Below are 16,628 nucleotides of genomic sequence, written 5' to 3' on the forward strand. Positions count from 1 at the left end.
CCCGTTAGAAACGCTCAGTGTGAGCGGGCCTCCGCGCTCGGACCCAAGGCTTCGATGATCCTGCACTCGGCCACAGTGTTGCGGCTACAGGAGTCGATCAGCGCATCCAGCTCGCTCGCGAGCGCCGTCAGGTCAGCGATCTTTCGCGTGATGGCATCACGATGTTGGTTGGCGATCACGTCCACGGCCATACAGGATTGTTCGCGTCGATCGGCGAGCCCCATCAACTCCCGGACCTGGTCGATCGAGAAGCCGAGATCGCGCGCTCTACGGATGAAGGACAGGCGCCGCAGATGCTCGCCCTCGTAGGTCCGGTAATTTCCGGCCGACCGCGCTGGCGCCGCCAGCAAGCCGATCTGCTCGTAATAGCGGATCGTCTCGACCTTTGTGCCCGTCGCCGAAGCCAGCTTCCCGATCGTCAGTTTATCAGACACAGCGCTTGACCCTCTAGCGACTAGAGGGTGCATATAGGCTGCCAGATCGATTCTATCGAGGTGGCGAAATGGCCTGCACGAGCTGCGCGTCCGACAAGGCGGGCACCCTCAATGACCCGAAGTGGCGGCGCGCGTTGTGGATCGCGCTCGCGATCAATGGCGGCATGTTCGCGATCGAGATCGTCGCGGGGATCACGGGCGGGTCGAAGGCGCTCCAGGCCGACGCGCTCGACTTCTTCGGTGACGCTGCCAATTACGCGATCAGCCTGGGTGTCGCTGGGATGGCGATAGCCTGGCGCGCGCGTGCGGCGATGCTGAAGGGAGCGACGCTTGCCCTGCTTGGGCTCTATGTCCTGCTCGCGGCGGGGTGGGGCGCGCTCCACGGCGCTGTGCCCCATGCCGAGGTCATGGGCGTTGTGGGGATTGCGGCGCTGATCGCGAATGTCGTGGTCGCGGTGATGTTGTACCGCTTCCGGAGCGGTGACGCGAACATGCGTTCGGTGTGGATCTGCTCGCGCAACGATGCGATCGGCAATATCGCCGTGGTGCTGGCTGCAGGCGGCGTCTTCGGTCTGAACAGCGCGTGGCCCGATCTAGTGGTGGCCGCGTTGATGGCCGTGCTCGGTCTGTCGGGCGGATTCCAGATCATGCGACAGGCGCGGGCCGAACTGCGATACGCTTCCACGCCTGCCCCTTCCACTTACAGGCAGCCGTTACATGGCGTTCGCTAAGCTGCTAAGGCGAAGGCCGATGCATCGGCTTTCCGCCTTGTTCCTCTGTCTCATGCTCGTGCTGTCGCTTGGGCTGGGATCGGTCGCGCATGCGACCGAGGCGGTGGGCTGCGTCGATACCACCGCTGCCAGCTCGCTCGAACATAGTGACGGCGACGCCGACCAGGTGCCGGCTGATGCCGATAAGGCCTATCCGCACCATCATGGCGGTTGCCATGGCCATCATATCGGGGTTCCGTTCGAGGCCAAGCTCGTTGCCTCAGTGACCGGGCTCTCTGTCGCTCCTCCAGCGTGGAACCACGCCCCGATGGCACCGGTGCCTTCGGACCCAGCTCTGCGACCTCCCCAAGCCTGACAAGCGCCTAATCCGCCGGGAGCTTCCCGCGCGGCAATCCAAGTTCGTCAGGAGTTCGTCACCATGTCCCGTTTCATCGCGGCCTTATTGGCCGTGGCGTCGTGCGCGTCGATCGCGCACGCGCAATCATCCGAGCCGGCATCGCCCAGTCCCCCGCTCACGCTTGAGCGGGCGCTGGCGCTCGCCGGCGCAACCGCGCCCAGTCTCGAAGCCGCCACAGCAGGGGTCAGGGCGGCCGAGGCCGGCCGGACCGTCGCCGGCTATCGCCCCAACCCCTCGATCGTTGCCGAGACCGAAAACATCGCCGGCAGCGGCCAGTATCGGGGCCTGCGCAGTGCGGAGACGACCGCTGGCCTGGCACTTCCGATCGAGTTGGGCGGCAAAAGGTCGGCGCGGATCGCGGTCGCCGAGGCGATCGGCAACCGGGCACGGATCGGCACGGCGCTGGCCGAGGCCGATCTCCGGCTCGCCGTCACGCAGCTCTACATTCAGGCAGCAGCGGCCGAACGCCGCCTCGTCACAGCCCGCGAACAGGCCGGCATCGCCCGGGAGGCGCTCCGCGCAGCCGGTGTCCGCGTGCAGGCGGGGCGTGCATCACCGCTCGAACAGCAGCGTGCCGATGTGCTGCGTATCAATGCAGAGACGGCCGTGGAACGTGCCCAGCGGCTTGCCGAGGTGGCGCGGGACAATCTCGCTCGTCGGATCGGCCAGCCCGTGACCGGGCCGCTCGACCTCGCATGGTATGATCGTGTTGAGGGCTTTGGACCGGCACGGCCGATCGAACCCGGTGGTACGCTGGCACTGGCGGCCGCCCGTGCCGACGCGACGACGGCCGAGGCACAGGTCCGGCTCGCCCGATCGCAGCGCATTCCCGATGTGACGTTGAGCGCCAGCGCACGACGGCTCGAGGCTACCAACGACGTCGCCGCGGTGTTCGGGGTCTCCATCCCATTTCCCGTCTTCAACAACGGCAAAGCCGCCATCGCCCAGGCGCGCGCGCAGAGCGACCAGGCGCAGGCCCTGCGGCGTGCCGCCGAGCTGGACGCGGCGCAGGACATCGCGAACGCCCAGGCGGAGGTGGCCAACGCCGCCACGTCCGCACGCAATGCGAGCGGTCCGGTGCTGGCGTCGGCTGCCGAGGCTGCGCGCATTGCCCGGATCGGCTACCGCGAGGGCAAGTTCGGCCAGCTCGACTTGCTCGATGCCGAGCGGACCCTGTCCGAGACGCGCACCGCCGCGATCGACGCGCTCGCCACTTATCATGACGCAAAGGCACGCCTGGAACGGCTCGTTGCCGCCGCGCCCTCTCCTGAGGAAAACAATCAATGACGAAGAACATCATGCGGGCGCTGGCGCCCGTGACGCTGGCCCTCATCCTTGCGGGATGCGGCGGGACCGGCAGCGGCGGTGAAGCCGGGGAGAAGGCCGGAGCCGAGAAGGCCGAAGGTGCCGAGGCCAGCGAGGCCAAGGAAGGTCCAAAGGATGCCGTCATCCTCTCCGCGCAGCAGATCGCGGACGCCGGGATCGAGGTCACGCGGCCAACGGTCGGCGGGGAAGCTGGTGCGATCGAGCTTTCGGCAACGATCGAAGGCGATCCGCAAGGCGTGCAGGTGGTATCGGCATCGGTGGGCGGGCGGCTCGTCTCGCTGACCCGCAATCTCGGCCAGCCTGTCGGTCGCGGCGATCCGCTCGCCGTTATCGAGAGCCGCGAAGCGGCGTCGCTCAAAGCAGAGGTGGAGGCCGCTCGCGCGCGTGCCGCCCTCGCGCAAACGAACCTTCGTCGTGAGCAGCGCCTGTTCGCCGAGCGCGTCTCGCCGGAACAGGATCTTGTCGCGGCGCGGACCGCCGCGACCGAAGCCAGCATCGCGCTTCGCCTGGCGCAGCAGCAATTGTCCGCGACCGGCAGCGGGGGCGGTGCGCTCAACCGCATCGCAGTGCGCTCACCAATCGCCGGTCAGGTCATCGCGCGCTCGGCTACGCTCGGGCAGACCGTTGCAGCCGACGCCGAGCTTTTCCGGGTCGCCAACCTTTCCAAGGTCACGGTTGCGACCTCGCTGGTGCCCACTGATGCGGGCCGGGTGAAGCCTGGTGCCCGCGTCGAGGTAACAGCGGCGGGGCGCCGTCAGGAAGGACGCGTCACGTTCGTCTCGCCCATACTGGACGAGACGACGCGCTTGGTGCCGGTGATCGTCACCCTCGACAATGGCGGCAGCACCTGGCGCGTTGGCGAGACGGTCAATGTTTCCATCCTGGTGCCGGCAACCGGCGACCGTACAGTCGCCGTGCCGTCGGCCGCGGTCCAGATGATCGAGGACAAGTCGTTCGTCTTTGTGCGGACCCCGACGGGGTTCCGGGCGACCCCGGTGACATTGGGCCGCACCAACGGCGGCCAGGTCGTCGTGACGTCCGGGCTAACCGGTTCGGAGCGGATCGCCTCCACCAACAGCTTCACGCTCAAAGCCGAACTCGGCAAGGGCGACGGCGGGGACGAGGACTGAACCATGATCGGTCGCATCGTCACCCTCTCCGTCGAGAAGCGTTGGCTAGTCCTGCTTCTCACCGTCGCCGCTGCGCTGCTCGGGATAGGCGCGTTGCGCCAACTCCCGATCGACGCCGTTCCCGACATCACCAATAACCAGGTGCAAATCAACGTCGTCGCCCCTGCCCTTTCCCCCGACCAGATCGAGAAACAGGTCGCGTTCACGGTCGAAACCGCGCTCGCCGGCATCCCTGGCCTCGAATATACCCGTTCACTCAGCCGCAACGGCTTCGCCCAGGTCACGGCCGTCTTCACCGAGAAGACCGATATCTACTTCGCCCGTCAGCAGGTGGCGGAGCGGCTGCGGACTGCGGAGGAAGACCTTCCCGAGGGCGTAAACCCTGAAATGGGGCCGATCGCGACCGGGCTCGGCGACATCTTCATGTGGACGGTCGAGTACCGTGAACTGGATCAGGTCCATCACCGCAACGGTGAGCCCGGTCTGCAACGCGACGGCAGCTACATCACGCCGGAAGGCGATCACCTCGTCAGCGAGGCCGACAAGGCCACCTACCTGCGCACTGTCCAGGACTGGATCGTCACGCCGCAGCTCAAGAGCACGGAGGGACTGGCGGGGGTCGACTCCCTTGGCGGGTACACCAAGGAATATCTCGTCGTCCCCGACGTGCAGCGCATGGCCGCAATGCGGCTGACGCTGCAGGATCTCACCACGGCGCTGGAGCGGAACAACACCAGCGCCGGCGCCGGTGTCGTCAACCGTAACGGCGAAGGGCTCTCTGTCCGCTCCGACGGGCGCGTGCGCAACGCCGACGAGCTTGCCCGAACCGTCGTCGCCACCCGCGAGGGTGTGCCGATCCTGCTCAACCAGATCGCAACCGTTCGGACCGGCCAGGCTCTGCGCATGGGCTCCGCGTCCGAAAACGGCCATGAGGTGGTCGTCGGGACCGCCGTCATGCGGATCGGCGAGAACAGCCGTACCGTCTCGACCGGGGTCGCCGAACGGCTGACCCAGATCGGCCGCTCGCTGCCGGTCGACGTTGTCGTGAAACCGGTGATGAACCGCACCGAGCTGGTGAACTCCACCATATCGACGGTCGCCCGCAATCTCGCCGAAGGCGCGCTGTTGGTCATCGTCGTCCTGTTCGCCTTGCTCGGCAACTTCCGGGCGGCGCTGATCGCGGCTCTCGTCATCCCGATCACGATGCTGCTCACCAGCATCGGCATGTTGGAGGCGGGCGTTTCGGCCAATCTGATGAGCCTCGGCGCGCTCGACTTCGGCCTGATCGTGGACGGTGCCGTCATCATCGTCGAGAACGCATTGCGGCGCCTTGCCGAAGCCCAGCATGGCCGGGACGGCGAGCTGACGATGGAACAGCGGCTCGGGCTGGTCGCCGCGTCCGCCCGCGAGATGATCCGTCCGTCCGTTTACGGGCAGGCGATCATCATCCTGGTCTATGCGCCCTTGCTGACCTTCACCGGTGTCGAGGGGAAGATGTTCGAGCCAATGGCGCTCACCGTCATCATCGCACTCGTGTTCGCCTTCATCCTGTCGCTGACCTTTGTACCCGCGGCGATCGCCATTTGGCTCAGCAAGCGGGTGGAGGAGAAGGAAAGCCGGGCCGTGACGTTCCTTCGACAGCGCTACGAGCCGGGGCTCGATGGGGCGATGCGTCGCCCGACGCTCACCATCGGCATTGCGATCGGCGCTTTGGCGCTCGCCGGTGTCGCCTTCACCACCTTGGGGCAGGAGTTCCTGCCGCAGCTCGACGAGGGCAATATCCTCGTCCAGGCCGTGCGGATTCCGGGCACGTCGGTCGACCAAAGCCAGGCGATGCAGTTCCAGGTCGAGAAGGCATTGGCCAAGGTGCCGGAGGTCCGCTTCGCCTTCTCGCGCACGGGCACCTCCGAGATCGCATCGGACCCGATGCCAGCGAACGCCACGGACACCTTCGTTATCCTGAAGCCGAAGGCGCAGTGGCCCGATCCAGGTCTCTCCAAGGAAGAGCTTGTGGAGCGTCTGGAGAAGCGTCTCTCCACCCTCCCCGGCAACGCCTACGAGATCACCCAGCCGATCCAGATGCGGTTCAACGAGCTGATCGCGGGCGTGCGCGGCGACATCGCCATCAAGGTGTTCGGCGACGATTTTGGCGAGATGAATGCGACCGCGGACCGGATCGCCGGTATCCTTCGCCGGACCCGGGGTGCCGCAGACGTGCGGGTCGAACAGACCGAGGGCCTGCCGATGCTCGACATCCGGCCGAACCGCACCGCCATGTCGCGCGTCGGCGTAACCGCCGGCGACGTGCAAGACACGGTTGCCGCAGCCATCGGTGGCCGGCAGGCCGGCATGATCTTTGAGGGGGATCGCCGCTTCCCCGTCATGATCCGAATGGCCGAAAGCTCGCGCTCGGACCTCACGGCGGTCGCTCAGGTGCCGGTACCGACTGCCGGTGGTGGCTTCGTACCGCTGTCGACCGTCGCCGATATCGCTGTCGTCGATGGTCCCAACCAGATCAGCCGGGAGAACGGAAAGCGGCGCGTGGTGGTGCAGGCGAACGTCCGTGACCGCGACGTGGCGGGCGTCGTTGCCGATGCCCGGGCGGCAATCGACGCTCAGGTGAAGCTGCCGGCAGGGACGTACCTCGAATGGGGAGGCCAGTTCGAGAACCTTGCGTCCGCTCGGGACCGGCTCGCTATCGTGGTGCCGATCTGTTTCGTGGTCATCATGCTGCTGCTCTACGGGGCGCTCGGCTCCGTTCGGGATGCGCTGATTGTGTTCACCGGCGTCCCTCTGGCGCTGGTGGGAGGGGTGCTCGCGCTTGTGCTGCGCGGGATGCCCTTCTCCATTTCCGCGGCCGTCGGCTTCATTGCGCTATCCGGCATCGCAGTTCTCAACGGGTTGGTCATGGTGACGTCCATCCATGACCTGATGCGCGACGGCATGGATCGCGCGGCTGCGGCGCATCGAGGCGCGCTGGCCCGGCTCAGGCCTGTCGCGATGACTGCGCTTGTGGCTTCACTCGGTTTCGTACCGATGGCGCTGGGACATGGAGCGGGCGCCGAGGTGCAAAAACCGCTCGCAACCGTGGTTATTGGCGGCCTCATATCCGCGACGCTGCTCACATTGTTCGTGCTGCCGACGCTCTATGCCCGTTTCGGTAGCCGAGAGCTGCCGGTCCCGGAAAGCGATCGGCAAACTGCCGCTCCTGACGAGAAGGTGCCGGCATGAGCGAAGAGAGCTTCGACCTCGACACGGCCGAGAAGCGCCGGACGCTTTGGATAGTCCTGTTGCTCAATCTGGGCCTGGCGGCAGGCTTCGGGGTGTCCGGCGTCATGGCGGATTCCAGCGCCCTGATCGCAAACGGCTTGGACAACGCCTCCGATGGCATCGTCTACATCATCAGCTTGCTTGCCCTCTCGCGCTCACAGGCGTGGAAGCGGGGGGCCGCGGTGACATCGGGCATCCTGCTGCTGCTCTTTGCCGCGGGTGTGCTGCTCGATGCCGGGCGGCGCTATTTCTCGGGAAGCGAGCCGCTCGGCCCCACTATGATCGGGATGGCGATCATCGCGGCGGTCGTTAACGGGCTTTGCTTGTGGCTGTTGAAGCGATTGCGCGAGCCCGATGTAAATATGCGCGCTGCGACAACCTTCAGCCTCAACGACTTCGTGTCCAATGGGGGCATCATTCTAGCCGGCGCGATCGTCGTTTGGACGGGCCAGAACTGGCCTGACCTTATCGTCGGCGTCGCTGTTGCCGCTATCGCGGTGAAAGGCGGCCTCGAAATCCTGCGAGACGCTCGCTCGGACGCGGGCACGAAAGGAGCCAATCAATGAGCGCAGGCCATGACCATGGGGGGCATGCCCACGACCACACCGCTGGCGCGAATGCCCAGATGCTGAGCTGGGCGCTGGCGCTCACGACCGCCTATCTGGTTGCCGAGGTTGTTGGTGCGTTCGTCTTCAACAGCCTCGCGCTTCTATCTGACGCAGCGCATATGCTGACAGACGTGGCAGCACTGGTGATTGCGCTGCTCGCGATCCGGTTCGGACAGAAGCCGGCCGACGACAAGCGGACGTTCGGCTATAAGCGGTTCGAGATCCTGGCCGCTGCTTTCAACGCCCTGCTGCTCTTCGGTGTGGCGATCTACGTGCTGGTGGAGGCGGTGCAGCGCTTCCGCCAGCCCGAGGCGGTCCAGTCGACCGGGATGATGATCGTCGCCGCGATCGGCCTGGTGGTGAACCTCATATCGATGAAGCTGCTCACGTCGGGCAAGGACGCGAGTATGAACGTCAAGGGCGCCTACCTCGAGGTATGGGCCGACATGATCGGCTCGGTGGGCGTGATCGCCGGGGCGCTGGCCATCCGGTTTACCGGATGGACGTGGGTCGATCCAATCGTGGCGGTCGGGATCGGCTTATGGGTGCTGCCCCGAACATGGGTGCTGCTCCGGGACACGACCAACGTGTTGCTCGAGGGCGTTCCTGGAGGGATCAAGCTGCCCGAGTTGCGTGCCGGCATCGCCGGCCTGTCCGGCGTGGCTGGCGTCCACGACCTCCATGTCTGGTCGATGGCCTCGGACGACATCAACTGCACCGCACACGTCACGCTTGCCGAAGGTGCCGATGCCGATGCGGTCAGGAAGAGGGTCGCGGACATGCTCGATAGCCGGTTTGGGATCGAGCATTGTACGATCCAGACCGAGGCAGCGGCCGAGCCGTGCGAGGACACTGGACACCTGCACCCGTGAACGCGCGGTGGCCATGAGAAAGCCGCGGCGCTGGACGGAAGAAGCCGACGCAGAGCTTCGCCAGCGGATCGCCGCGAAACAGCCATTGGCGACGATCGCGAGGGAGATGGATAGAACGATGGATGGCGTTCGGGGGAGGGCGGCTGCGCTGCGGGTCGCCCTTCCGTCTCCTACGCGGCCCTGGCGTGAAACAGTGAAGCGGGGGCCTGCGCCGAAGCCGATGAAGGATCAGGCTAAAGGTGACGAATGAAGGCATCCGGCTGAGGGACGAGCCGGCGCCGCACGTACTCCTCCATGAGTGGGGGCTCACGTGGAGATCACCGATGCACGATCATATGAGCGCCGAGATGCAGGCTTGCATGGACGCCTGTCACCACTGTCACGTCACCTGCCTTTCGATGACCACGCAGCATTGCCTTCAGGTGGGCGGCGCACATGCCGCGCCCGACCACATCAAGATCATGCTCGACTGCGCGCAGATTTGCGGCACCTCACTCGACTTCATGGCCCGCGGGTCCGACCAGCATAAGCTCGTATGCGGCATCTGCGCTCAGATCTGCCGGGCTTGCGCGGAGAGCTGCCGGGGGCTCGACGGCATGGAAGAGTGCGTCGCCGCGTGCGAGCGTTGTGCCGACGCATGCGAGAAGATGGCCGCCTGATCGGTGACGGGCGGGTGGCGATCGGCCGCCCGCTCCTCACATCGCCGTTGCGGGGGGCTCGAGCATCCCCAGCCAGGCGACCAGCGCCAGGATCGTGACGGCACAGCTCGCCTCGATCGCAAGGCTGCGCCGCAGAGCACCAAGCGCGGCCCGATGATCGCCCGCGGCAATCGAGCGCTCGAAAGCCGGCGTCAGCCGGAAACGATTGAGGGAGGCCAGCCCGAGCATCGCGCCAAACAGTACCAGCTTGGCGAGGAGGAGCTGGCCGTAAAGGGTGGTCAGAAGTCTCGGTAAATTGCCGGCACCGACCAGCAGCCAGCCATTAACCAGGCCCGTCACAACGATCGTGCCGACCACGAGCGTGCCGACCAGACCGAAGCCGTGCAGCGCCCGGTGGGTCAGTCTGAGATGGGCGACGTCGACGCGAACTGCCGGCCGCACCACGAGCAGCGTCAACCCGAGCAGTGCACCGACCCAGGCTCCGGCCGCCAACAGGTGCAGAATATCGGCCAGCAGATGGATCCAGCCCGTCGCGCCCTCATCCATCGCGCCATGGCCTGTCCAGGCGAGCGTCGCGAGCGCAATGCCCGCCGCGAGCGCCACCATGCCGAGCGGCGCGGTACGTCCTGCCGCGATCAGCGCGGCGATCACGGCCACAATCAGCGCGACCATGCGCGCTTTCCACGCCGTGCCCGTCGCGGAGCCGGTGATCAGCATTCCGATCGCTTCCCGATCGATCGGCCACGGCGGCGCTCCAGCTATTGCCGCGGCGAGCAGGACGAGCGCAATGCCTGAAAACAGAAGGCCGAGCAGCCCGGTCCCCACCAGCCAGGGGCGCAAGGCGAGTGCGTCTGCGCGCTCCCCGGCCTTGAGCCCGTAGAGGCTGAACGCCGACAGGCCGAACAGCCCGCTCAACGTCGCATAAAGCGCGAAGCGGACCCCGATCAGCGGCCAGTCGGCATCCACCTTACTTCACCGCGAAGGCGAAGTTGCCCGACACCCGATGCGTGTCGGCCGAGACGACGTGCCATGCGACGCTGTAGCGGCCCGCGCCGAGCGGCGACTTGGGCACCACGACCAGCGTTCGGCCATCGGGTGCAACCTGGGTGGTGGTTGCAACCTTCATCGGTGGGTGCGTGGTGCCGCCATGGCCCGTCATCATCAAGTCCGCACCGGAGAATTTCGGCATCAGCTTCTCGCTGAACTGCAAAGCGACACGCGCGGGCTTGGCAACGGTCGCGTTGGGCGCGGGTGAGGCCACAACGAGCTTCGGGTGAGCCTGCGCCGCACTGGCGAGGCTCAGGAGAGTGAGGGCGGCAGGAAGGGCGAGACTACGCATGGGGTACTCCGACGAGGTTCGTGCACCCTTCTACGCGGCGCGCTGCCCGACCCCTCACCGGCGGTTGAGGGATGATGGGCAGCGATGCGTATCCGATGATAGAGGGGCGGAGTGGAAAGCATGGACGATCTAGACAGAGCATTGGCGCGACTAGCGGGCGCACCCGCCCCGGCCGCTTTGGAGGGTATCGAGGACCAAGTCCTCAGACGAATCGGCAGCCGCCCCGCCGTGCGCGGAGCCGGGCTCGGGATCGGTGTGATAACCGCCGCGGCGCTCGGTATCGGGATCGTCGGTGCCGAGCTGCCCGCGACGGCAAGCCCTGTTGTCTCGCTCGCGCCGCTCGGCGGAGCCTCCCCCCTTGCCCCTTCCGCGTTGCTGATCGGCGAGCCATGACCTCGACCAAGCGGGTTGTCCTGTGCGCCTTGCTCGCCTTCCTGGCAGCGATCGGCGGTGTCTTTATCGGGCGCGCACTGCTGCCGCAGCCCAAGCAACCCGGTGCGGCGCTTCACGAGGTGCTGCATCATAAGCTCGCGCTTGATGGCGACCAGCAGGCCCGATTGAAGGTGCTCGAAGACCGGTTCGCGGTGCAACGCCGCGCCCTCGAGCTGGAGATGCGTGCCGCCAATGCCCGCCTTGCCGAGGCGATCGAGGCCGAGCATGGCAATGGTCCGCGGGTGGCCGCTGCGGTCGACCAAAGCCATGCCGCGATGGGCGAGCTGCAGAAGGCGACGCTGGCGCACATCTTCGCCATGCGTCAGCTCCTCCGGCCCGATCAGACCTCTCAATTCGATGACGCGGTGGTGAAGGCGCTCACCGACGGCCAGGGGTGAGCCTCGATTGGACCGCGTTGTCGGATGGCGAACTGGCGACGCTCAGCATCGCCGGCCGACAAGCCGCTTTCGCCGAGATCGTGCGACGCTATCGGCAGCCGATGTTCCGGCTTTCGCGCGCATTCCTCGGCGATGCCGACGACGCGCTGGACGTGACCCAGGAAGCGTTCGTGGCCGCACATCAGGCCTTGTCGCGCTACGATCCCAACCGCTCGATGCAGGCGTGGCTCACGACCATCGCCGTCAACAAATGCCGCGATTGGGCGCGCAAGCGTGCCGTGCGCCGGTTTCTGTCGTTCGCGCTGCCGAACGACGAACAGGTCCAGAGCATCGTCGACGAACAGGTGCCGATCGACGACGCAGCCGGCGATCGGCAGGAACTCGATCGTGTGACCCGCGCCATCTCGACCTTGCCCGCGAACCTGAAGGAGCCTTTGGTACTTCGGACGATCGAAGGCCTGAGCCAGGCCGAGACGGCCGAGGTGCTGGGGATCAGCCAGAAGGCGGTCGAAACCCGCCTGTATCGCGCGCGGGCGCGGCTGCTCGAAAAACTCGGGAACCGCTGAGGGCTGGACGGATCGGCCGCGTAGAAGAAGCGACGGCCCTTTCACGGCCCCATTCTTAGGAGCTTGCATGTCGCGCGTTCTCGACCGCCGCCAGGTGCTGCGCGGTGCCAGTCTGGCAGGAGGCGGCCTCGCCTTGTCGGCCTATATGCCGGCATGGGCACAGCCCGTCTCCGCCGGCATCGCCAAGCCGTTGCCCACGGTGTCGGGCGAGGACATCACGCTCAAGGTCGCGCATCAGATGATGATGATCGACGGGCGGCAGAGCCACGCCATCGGCATCAACGGCACCGTGCCCGCGCCGCTCATCCGCTTGCGCGAGGGACAGAACGTCCGCCTCCACGTCGTCAACGAGCTCGACGAGGAAACCTCGATCCACTGGCATGGGCTGCTGCTGCCCTTTCAGATGGACGGGGTGCCGGGGATCGCCTTCCCCGGCATTCCGGCGCGCTCGACCTTCACCTACGAGTTCCCGATCATCCAAAGCGGGACCTACTGGTATCACAGCCATTCCGGGCTTCAGGAGCAGGAGGGACACTACGGCCCGATCCTGATCGATCCGAAGAATCCCGATCCCGTGCAGTTCGATCGCGAGCATGTGATCGTGCTGTCCGACCACAGCTTCCATCACCCGCACTACCTCTTTGATCGGCTGAAGAAGGAGTCGGGCTACTTCAACCGCCAGCGCCAGACCCTGGCCGGGCTTCTCGCCGGCAAGGATCAGTCGCTGAAAGAGCGGTTGGAGTGGGGCAAGATGCGGATGGATCCCGCCGACGTCGCCGACGTCACGGGGTCGGTCTACACTTACCTGGTCAACGGCTACGGCCCCAAGGACAATTGGACCGCGCTGTTCCGGCCCGGCGAGCGGGTACGGCTGCGCTTCATCAACGCCTCGTCGATGACCACCTTCAACGTCCGCATTCCGGGCCTGCCGATGACGATCGTCGCGGCCGACGGCTTGAACGTGCGCCCGGTTGAGATCGACGAGTTCCAGTTCGGCCCGGCCGAGACCTACGACGCGATCGTCACCCCGCCCGACCTGCGCGCCTATACGCTGGTCGGTGAGAGCGTCGATCGCTCCGGCATGGCCCGCGCGACGCTCGCCCCGCGTGAGGGGATGGCGGCCGAGGTGCCCCCGCTCCGCAAGCGCCCGCTCGCGACCATGAAGGACATGGGCATGGGCGGCATGGATCATGGCACGATGGACCACGGCGCTATGAATCATGGTGCTATGGGCGGCGCCGCGGGATCGATGTCCGGCATGGACCATGCTGCGATGGGGCATGGCGCGGGCACCGGCGCGATGCCGGGTATGGATCATTCCCAAATGAACCACGGCGCGGCCGGCACCGCGGCAGGCGGCATGGCAGGCATGGACCACGGCCAGGCTCAGGGCGGCGCCATGGCCGGTATGGACCATGGCTCCGGCACGATGCCGGCGATGAACGGCGATCAGATGGGCGGGATGGACATGGGCGGCATGAGCCATTCCATGCGCGATTTCAGCAATGCCCCTGAGGTGAAGAAGGGACCGGGCGTGCAGACCATCTCGCCGATGCCGGTCGATCGCACCGGAGATCCCGGGCAGGGGCTGGAGAATGTCGGGCACCGCGTTCTCACCTATCGCGACCTGATGGCGCTCGACCGCAACCCGGACACACGCGCACCGGAGCGGGAGATCAAGCTCCACCTCACCGGCAACATGGAGCGCTACATGTGGGGCTTCGACGGCGAAAAGCTGTCGGAGAACCCCGATCCGATCACGCTGCTTCACGGCGAGCGCGTACGGGTGACGCTCATCAACGACACGATGATGGGACATCCGATCCACATCCATGGCCACTTCTTCGACCTGGTGACCGGCAAGGGCGCCTACGCGCCCCGAAAGCATACGGTGCTGGTGCAGCCGGGAGGCACGGTGAGCTGGGACGTGACCGGCGAGGAAGGCGACTGGGCCTTCCACTGCCACATGCTCTACCACATGCACGCGGGCATGATGCGTGTCGTCCAGGTCCGCAAGGCCGGGGAGGCCACGGCGTGATCCGGGCGCTCCTCCTCGCCGGTATGGCGCCGCTCGCCCTTGCGACACCCGCATTGGCGCAGACCATGGACCATTCCATGCACAACATGCCGGGCATGACGATGCCGGCAAAGCCGGCCGCCAAGCCGAAGGCGAAAGCCGCGGCCAAGTCCGCGACTAAGCGTAAGGCCCCCGTCCGACGCACCGCGCCGCGGCGCGCGCAACCGGCGAAGACGCAGGCTGCCGACCCTCATGCCGGGCATGACATGAGCGGAATGCAGCGAATGGATATGAGCGGTCAGCAGCAGGCTGCGCCCACCCAGAACCCGCACGCCGGGCACGATATGTCCGCTATGCCGGGCATGGCAGCATCGACAGATGCGGGCCAGGACCCACATGCCGGCCACGACATGAGCACGATGCCGGGCATGACGATGCCCGGCGATCAGCCCGCTGCCAAGGTCGGAACCGACCTTCCCCCCGGCAACAAGCCCGCTCCCGCTCCGGCCGGGGACCACCTCGCCGATCGTTTCTGGGGCGCGGACGCCATGGCCAGCTCGCGCGAGAACGATCTACGCCGCGAGCATGGCGGAATGACCGTCTATCAGATCCTCTTCAATCTCGCCGAATATCAGGCTCGCAAGGGTGGCGACGGCTATCGCTGGGATGGCGAGGCCTGGATCGGGGGCGACATCAATCGCTTTACGCTAAAGAGCGAGGGCGAAGGCACGTTCGGCAAGCCGCTCGAACAGGCCGAGGTGCAGGCGCTCTACAGCCGCGCGCTCGATCCATACTGGAACCTTCAGGCGGGCGTTCGCTACGACTTCAAGCCCAACCCCTCGCGCACCTACGCGACGGTAGGGATCGAGGGGCTGGCCCCCGGTTGGTTCGAGGTGGAGGGCGCATTGTTCCTCTCCGACAAGGGCGACGTGCTTGGCCGTGCGGAGGGCTATTACGACCAGCGCATCACCAACTGGTTCGTGCTCCAGCCTAGGGTGGAGGCCAATTTCTCCGCGCAGGACGTGCCCGAAACCGGCACCGGCTCCGGGCTCACGGACCTCGAGGCCGGGCTTCGGCTTCGCTACGAGGGCCGGCGCGAGTTCGCGCCCTACATCGGCGTGTCCTGGGAGCGGCAGTTCGGGGACACCGCGCGCTTCACTCGCGCACGCGGTGACAAAACGGGCGGCTTTAGCTTCGTCGCGGGCGTGAGGACCTGGTTCTGAGCCCGCGGCTCCGCCTCCATGTTGGGGCAAGCAAGGTTCACCGCTGGCTTGCGCTCCTGATCGGAGCGCAGGCGATCGTCTGGTTCACAAGCGGGCTAGTCATGAGCTTGCTGCCGATCGACACGGTGCATGGCGATCACCGGATCGACCGGAACGTCGAACCGGCCCTGATTGCCACCCAGGACTTCGCGCCCGTCCCTGCCCTTCTCGCATCGGCAGGGGCGCCGGTGCGTCAGCTTCAGCACCGGATGCTGCTGGGTCGGCCAATCGTCGAAGCCCAACTCGGCGACGGCAAGGTGCGCTTGCTGGACGCCCGGACCGCGAAGCCTCTGGCCCCGGTCGATGGCGCCGCTGCAGCGCTGATCGCGAGGCAGGCGTATCGCGGCGATGCCGGTTCGGCGCCGGTCGTTGAACGGATCGAGCGCCCGAGCACCGAGTACCGCGGCGCCCTCCCCGCCTGGCGTGCTTCTTTCCCCGATGCCGACGGGACCCGCATTTACGTCGCGGCTGAAACGGGGCGGCTGACATCGGTGCGAACCGGCACGTGGCGGCTCTATGACTTCTTCTGGGGTCTCCACATCATGGATTGGACCGAGCACGAACGGTTCAACACGCCATGGCTCAACGCCTTTGCAGCGGGCGGGCTCGTGTTCGCCGTTGCCGGCGCGATCCTGCTCTTCATGCGTTGGCCCCGCCGACGGCGCAGAAAAGCTCAAGGGGTCCGCTAGAGAGCCGCGTATCCTCGTGTGGGTGGGGCCGCACAGGAGAGCGCATGATGAACCACGACGACCCCAGCTCCAAACAGGGCGGCAATATGGGGATGAGCTACGGGCGCTTCGCCGCGATGATCGCGACGTCGACGGTCGTGATGTTCGGGCTCATGTACCTTAACACCTACGCACTGAGCCATGTCGAATACAGCCAGACCCGGACGTGGATGGCGATCGTCATGGGCGCCACCATGGCGCTCATCATGATCGGCTTTATGTGGGGCATGTACCCCGACCGGCGGGCCAATCTCGGCATCGTGGCAGCCTCGATCGCGGTATTCGCCGGCGCCTTGTGGCTCGTCCGTAGCCAGGAGACGGTCGGCGACGTCGCTTATATGAAGGCCATGATCCCGCATCACTCGATCGCGATCATGACCAGCGAGCGCGCGCACATCAAAGACCCCGAGGTACGCAAGCTGGCGGACGGGATCATTGATGCTCAGGTCCGCGAGATCG

Annotated in this window: 18 protein-coding genes; 15 read left to right on the forward strand and 3 right to left on the reverse strand. The window is 66.3% G+C overall.

The annotated features are described in order from the left end of the window. Nucleotides 1-14: 14 nt before the first annotated feature. Entirely contained in the window at nucleotides 15-434 is a 420-nt protein-coding gene (locus Q5H91_RS16085) for a MerR family transcriptional regulator (RefSeq protein WP_219994280.1), read from the reverse strand. Between the two features lie 68 nt (nucleotides 435-502). Here Q5H91_RS16085 and Q5H91_RS16090 point away from each other — a divergent pair, with 68 nt between their 5' ends. The 8 genes from Q5H91_RS16090 (at nucleotide 503) to Q5H91_RS16125 (ending at nucleotide 9,427) form a co-directional block, all read left to right on the forward strand. Then, a complete protein-coding gene (locus Q5H91_RS16090) occupies nucleotides 503-1,165 on the forward strand; it encodes a cation efflux transmembrane domain-containing protein (RefSeq protein ID WP_088368466.1) in 663 nt (220 codons plus the stop codon). Between the two features lie 19 nt (nucleotides 1,166-1,184). After that, nucleotides 1,185-1,520: a hypothetical protein gene (locus tag Q5H91_RS16095; RefSeq protein ID WP_143559681.1), complete on the forward strand. Its 336-nt coding sequence runs from the start codon at nucleotides 1,185-1,187 to the stop codon at nucleotides 1,518-1,520. Between the two features lie 63 nt (nucleotides 1,521-1,583). Beyond that, nucleotides 1,584-2,849, forward strand: a complete 1,266-nt coding sequence (locus Q5H91_RS16100) for a TolC family protein (protein WP_088368464.1) — start codon at nucleotides 1,584-1,586, stop codon at nucleotides 2,847-2,849. Continuing rightward, the gene (locus Q5H91_RS16105) at nucleotides 2,846-4,018 is read left to right on the forward strand and encodes an efflux RND transporter periplasmic adaptor subunit (RefSeq protein ID WP_088368463.1); all 1,173 of its coding nucleotides are present in this window, start codon (nucleotides 2,846-2,848) and stop codon (nucleotides 4,016-4,018) included. The genes Q5H91_RS16100 and Q5H91_RS16105 overlap by 4 nt, the downstream gene beginning before the upstream one ends. 3 nt (nucleotides 4,019-4,021) lie before the next feature. Then, nucleotides 4,022-7,249, forward strand: coding sequence for an efflux RND transporter permease subunit (locus tag Q5H91_RS16110; protein WP_088368462.1), 3,228 nt, complete (start codon nucleotides 4,022-4,024; stop codon nucleotides 7,247-7,249). Next, nucleotides 7,246-7,854 (forward strand): cation diffusion facilitator family transporter, encoded by a 609-nt coding sequence (locus tag Q5H91_RS16115; RefSeq protein WP_088368461.1) that lies wholly within the window; start codon nucleotides 7,246-7,248, stop codon nucleotides 7,852-7,854. The genes Q5H91_RS16110 and Q5H91_RS16115 overlap by 4 nt, the downstream gene beginning before the upstream one ends. Then, on the forward strand, nucleotides 7,851-8,768 hold the full coding sequence (locus Q5H91_RS16120) for a cation diffusion facilitator family transporter (RefSeq protein ID WP_088368460.1): 918 nt from the start codon (nucleotides 7,851-7,853) through the stop codon (nucleotides 8,766-8,768). The genes Q5H91_RS16115 and Q5H91_RS16120 overlap by 4 nt, the downstream gene beginning before the upstream one ends. A gap of 323 nt (nucleotides 8,769-9,091) precedes the next feature. After that, a complete protein-coding gene (locus tag Q5H91_RS16125) occupies nucleotides 9,092-9,427 on the forward strand; it encodes a four-helix bundle copper-binding protein (protein ID WP_088368488.1) in 336 nt (111 codons plus the stop codon). A gap of 36 nt (nucleotides 9,428-9,463) precedes the next feature. Here the strand turns inward: Q5H91_RS16125 and copD are convergent, their stop codons facing one another. Both copD and copC read right to left on the reverse strand, forming a co-directional pair. Beyond that, nucleotides 9,464-10,393: a copper homeostasis membrane protein CopD gene (gene copD / locus Q5H91_RS16130; protein WP_088368459.1), complete on the reverse strand. Its 930-nt coding sequence runs from the start codon at nucleotides 10,391-10,393 to the stop codon at nucleotides 9,464-9,466. A gap of 1 nt (nucleotide 10,394) precedes the next feature. After that, the gene (gene copC, locus Q5H91_RS16135) at nucleotides 10,395-10,766 is read right to left on the reverse strand and encodes a copper homeostasis periplasmic binding protein CopC (protein WP_088368458.1); all 372 of its coding nucleotides are present in this window, start codon (nucleotides 10,764-10,766) and stop codon (nucleotides 10,395-10,397) included. Nucleotides 10,767-10,886: 120 nt separating this feature from the next. Here copC and Q5H91_RS16140 point away from each other — a divergent pair, with 120 nt between their 5' ends. From Q5H91_RS16140 to Q5H91_RS16170, 7 genes are all read left to right on the forward strand, one after another. After that, entirely contained in the window at nucleotides 10,887-11,159 is a 273-nt protein-coding gene (locus Q5H91_RS16140; protein WP_066779362.1) for a hypothetical protein, read from the forward strand. Next, the gene (locus tag Q5H91_RS16145) at nucleotides 11,156-11,596 is read left to right on the forward strand and encodes a periplasmic heavy metal sensor (protein ID WP_041043253.1); all 441 of its coding nucleotides are present in this window, start codon (nucleotides 11,156-11,158) and stop codon (nucleotides 11,594-11,596) included. The genes Q5H91_RS16140 and Q5H91_RS16145 overlap by 4 nt, the downstream gene beginning before the upstream one ends. Further along, nucleotides 11,593-12,162: an RNA polymerase sigma factor gene (locus Q5H91_RS16150; protein ID WP_088368457.1), complete on the forward strand. Its 570-nt coding sequence runs from the start codon at nucleotides 11,593-11,595 to the stop codon at nucleotides 12,160-12,162. The genes Q5H91_RS16145 and Q5H91_RS16150 overlap by 4 nt, the downstream gene beginning before the upstream one ends. 67 nt (nucleotides 12,163-12,229) lie before the next feature. After that, nucleotides 12,230-14,200, forward strand: a complete 1,971-nt coding sequence (locus tag Q5H91_RS16155) for a copper resistance system multicopper oxidase (RefSeq protein ID WP_088368456.1) — start codon at nucleotides 12,230-12,232, stop codon at nucleotides 14,198-14,200. Between the two features lie 23 nt (nucleotides 14,201-14,223). Continuing rightward, complete coding sequence (locus Q5H91_RS16160; protein WP_305174464.1) at nucleotides 14,224-15,402, forward strand: copper resistance protein B; 1,179 nt, start codon at nucleotides 14,224-14,226, stop codon at nucleotides 15,400-15,402. Next, the gene (locus Q5H91_RS16165; protein WP_305174466.1) at nucleotides 15,399-16,130 is read left to right on the forward strand and encodes a PepSY domain-containing protein; all 732 of its coding nucleotides are present in this window, start codon (nucleotides 15,399-15,401) and stop codon (nucleotides 16,128-16,130) included. The genes Q5H91_RS16160 and Q5H91_RS16165 overlap by 4 nt, the downstream gene beginning before the upstream one ends. A 47-nt stretch (nucleotides 16,131-16,177) precedes the next feature. Beyond that, a partial coding sequence (locus Q5H91_RS16170; RefSeq protein WP_305174462.1) for a DUF305 domain-containing protein occupies nucleotides 16,178-16,628 on the forward strand: 451 nt, incomplete at its 3' end.

It is taken from the genome of Sphingomonas aurea, assembly GCF_030678875.1.
GTDB classification, from domain to species: domain Bacteria; phylum Pseudomonadota; class Alphaproteobacteria; order Sphingomonadales; family Sphingomonadaceae; genus Sphingomonas; species Sphingomonas aurea.

Bases quoted from the DNA above. Each gene is read 5' to 3' on its own strand.
- Q5H91_RS16155 (WP_088368456.1), top strand. From the start codon at position 12,230: ATGTCGCGCGTTCTCGACCGCCGCCAGGTGCTGCGCGGTGCCAGTCTG.
- Q5H91_RS16110 (WP_088368462.1), top strand. From the start codon at position 4,022: ATGATCGGTCGCATCGTCACCCTCTCCGTCGAGAAGCGTTGGCTAGTC.
- Q5H91_RS16105 (WP_088368463.1), top strand. From the start codon at position 2,846: ATGACGAAGAACATCATGCGGGCGCTGGCGCCCGTGACGCTGGCCCTC.
- Q5H91_RS16095 (WP_143559681.1), top strand. From the start codon at position 1,185: ATGCATCGGCTTTCCGCCTTGTTCCTCTGTCTCATGCTCGTGCTGTCG.
- Q5H91_RS16090 (WP_088368466.1), top strand. From the start codon at position 503: ATGGCCTGCACGAGCTGCGCGTCCGACAAGGCGGGCACCCTCAATGAC.
- Q5H91_RS16140 (WP_066779362.1), top strand. From the start codon at position 10,887: ATGGACGATCTAGACAGAGCATTGGCGCGACTAGCGGGCGCACCCGCC.
- Q5H91_RS16125 (WP_088368488.1), top strand. From the start codon at position 9,092: ATGCACGATCATATGAGCGCCGAGATGCAGGCTTGCATGGACGCCTGT.
- Q5H91_RS16115 (WP_088368461.1), top strand. From the start codon at position 7,246: ATGAGCGAAGAGAGCTTCGACCTCGACACGGCCGAGAAGCGCCGGACG.
- Q5H91_RS16100 (WP_088368464.1), top strand. From the start codon at position 1,584: ATGTCCCGTTTCATCGCGGCCTTATTGGCCGTGGCGTCGTGCGCGTCG.
- Q5H91_RS16160 (WP_305174464.1), top strand. From the start codon at position 14,224: ATGGCGCCGCTCGCCCTTGCGACACCCGCATTGGCGCAGACCATGGAC.
- copC (WP_088368458.1), bottom strand. From the start codon at position 10,766: ATGCGTAGTCTCGCCCTTCCTGCCGCCCTCACTCTCCTGAGCCTCGCC.
- Q5H91_RS16120 (WP_088368460.1), top strand. From the start codon at position 7,851: ATGAGCGCAGGCCATGACCATGGGGGGCATGCCCACGACCACACCGCT.
- Q5H91_RS16145 (WP_041043253.1), top strand. From the start codon at position 11,156: ATGACCTCGACCAAGCGGGTTGTCCTGTGCGCCTTGCTCGCCTTCCTG.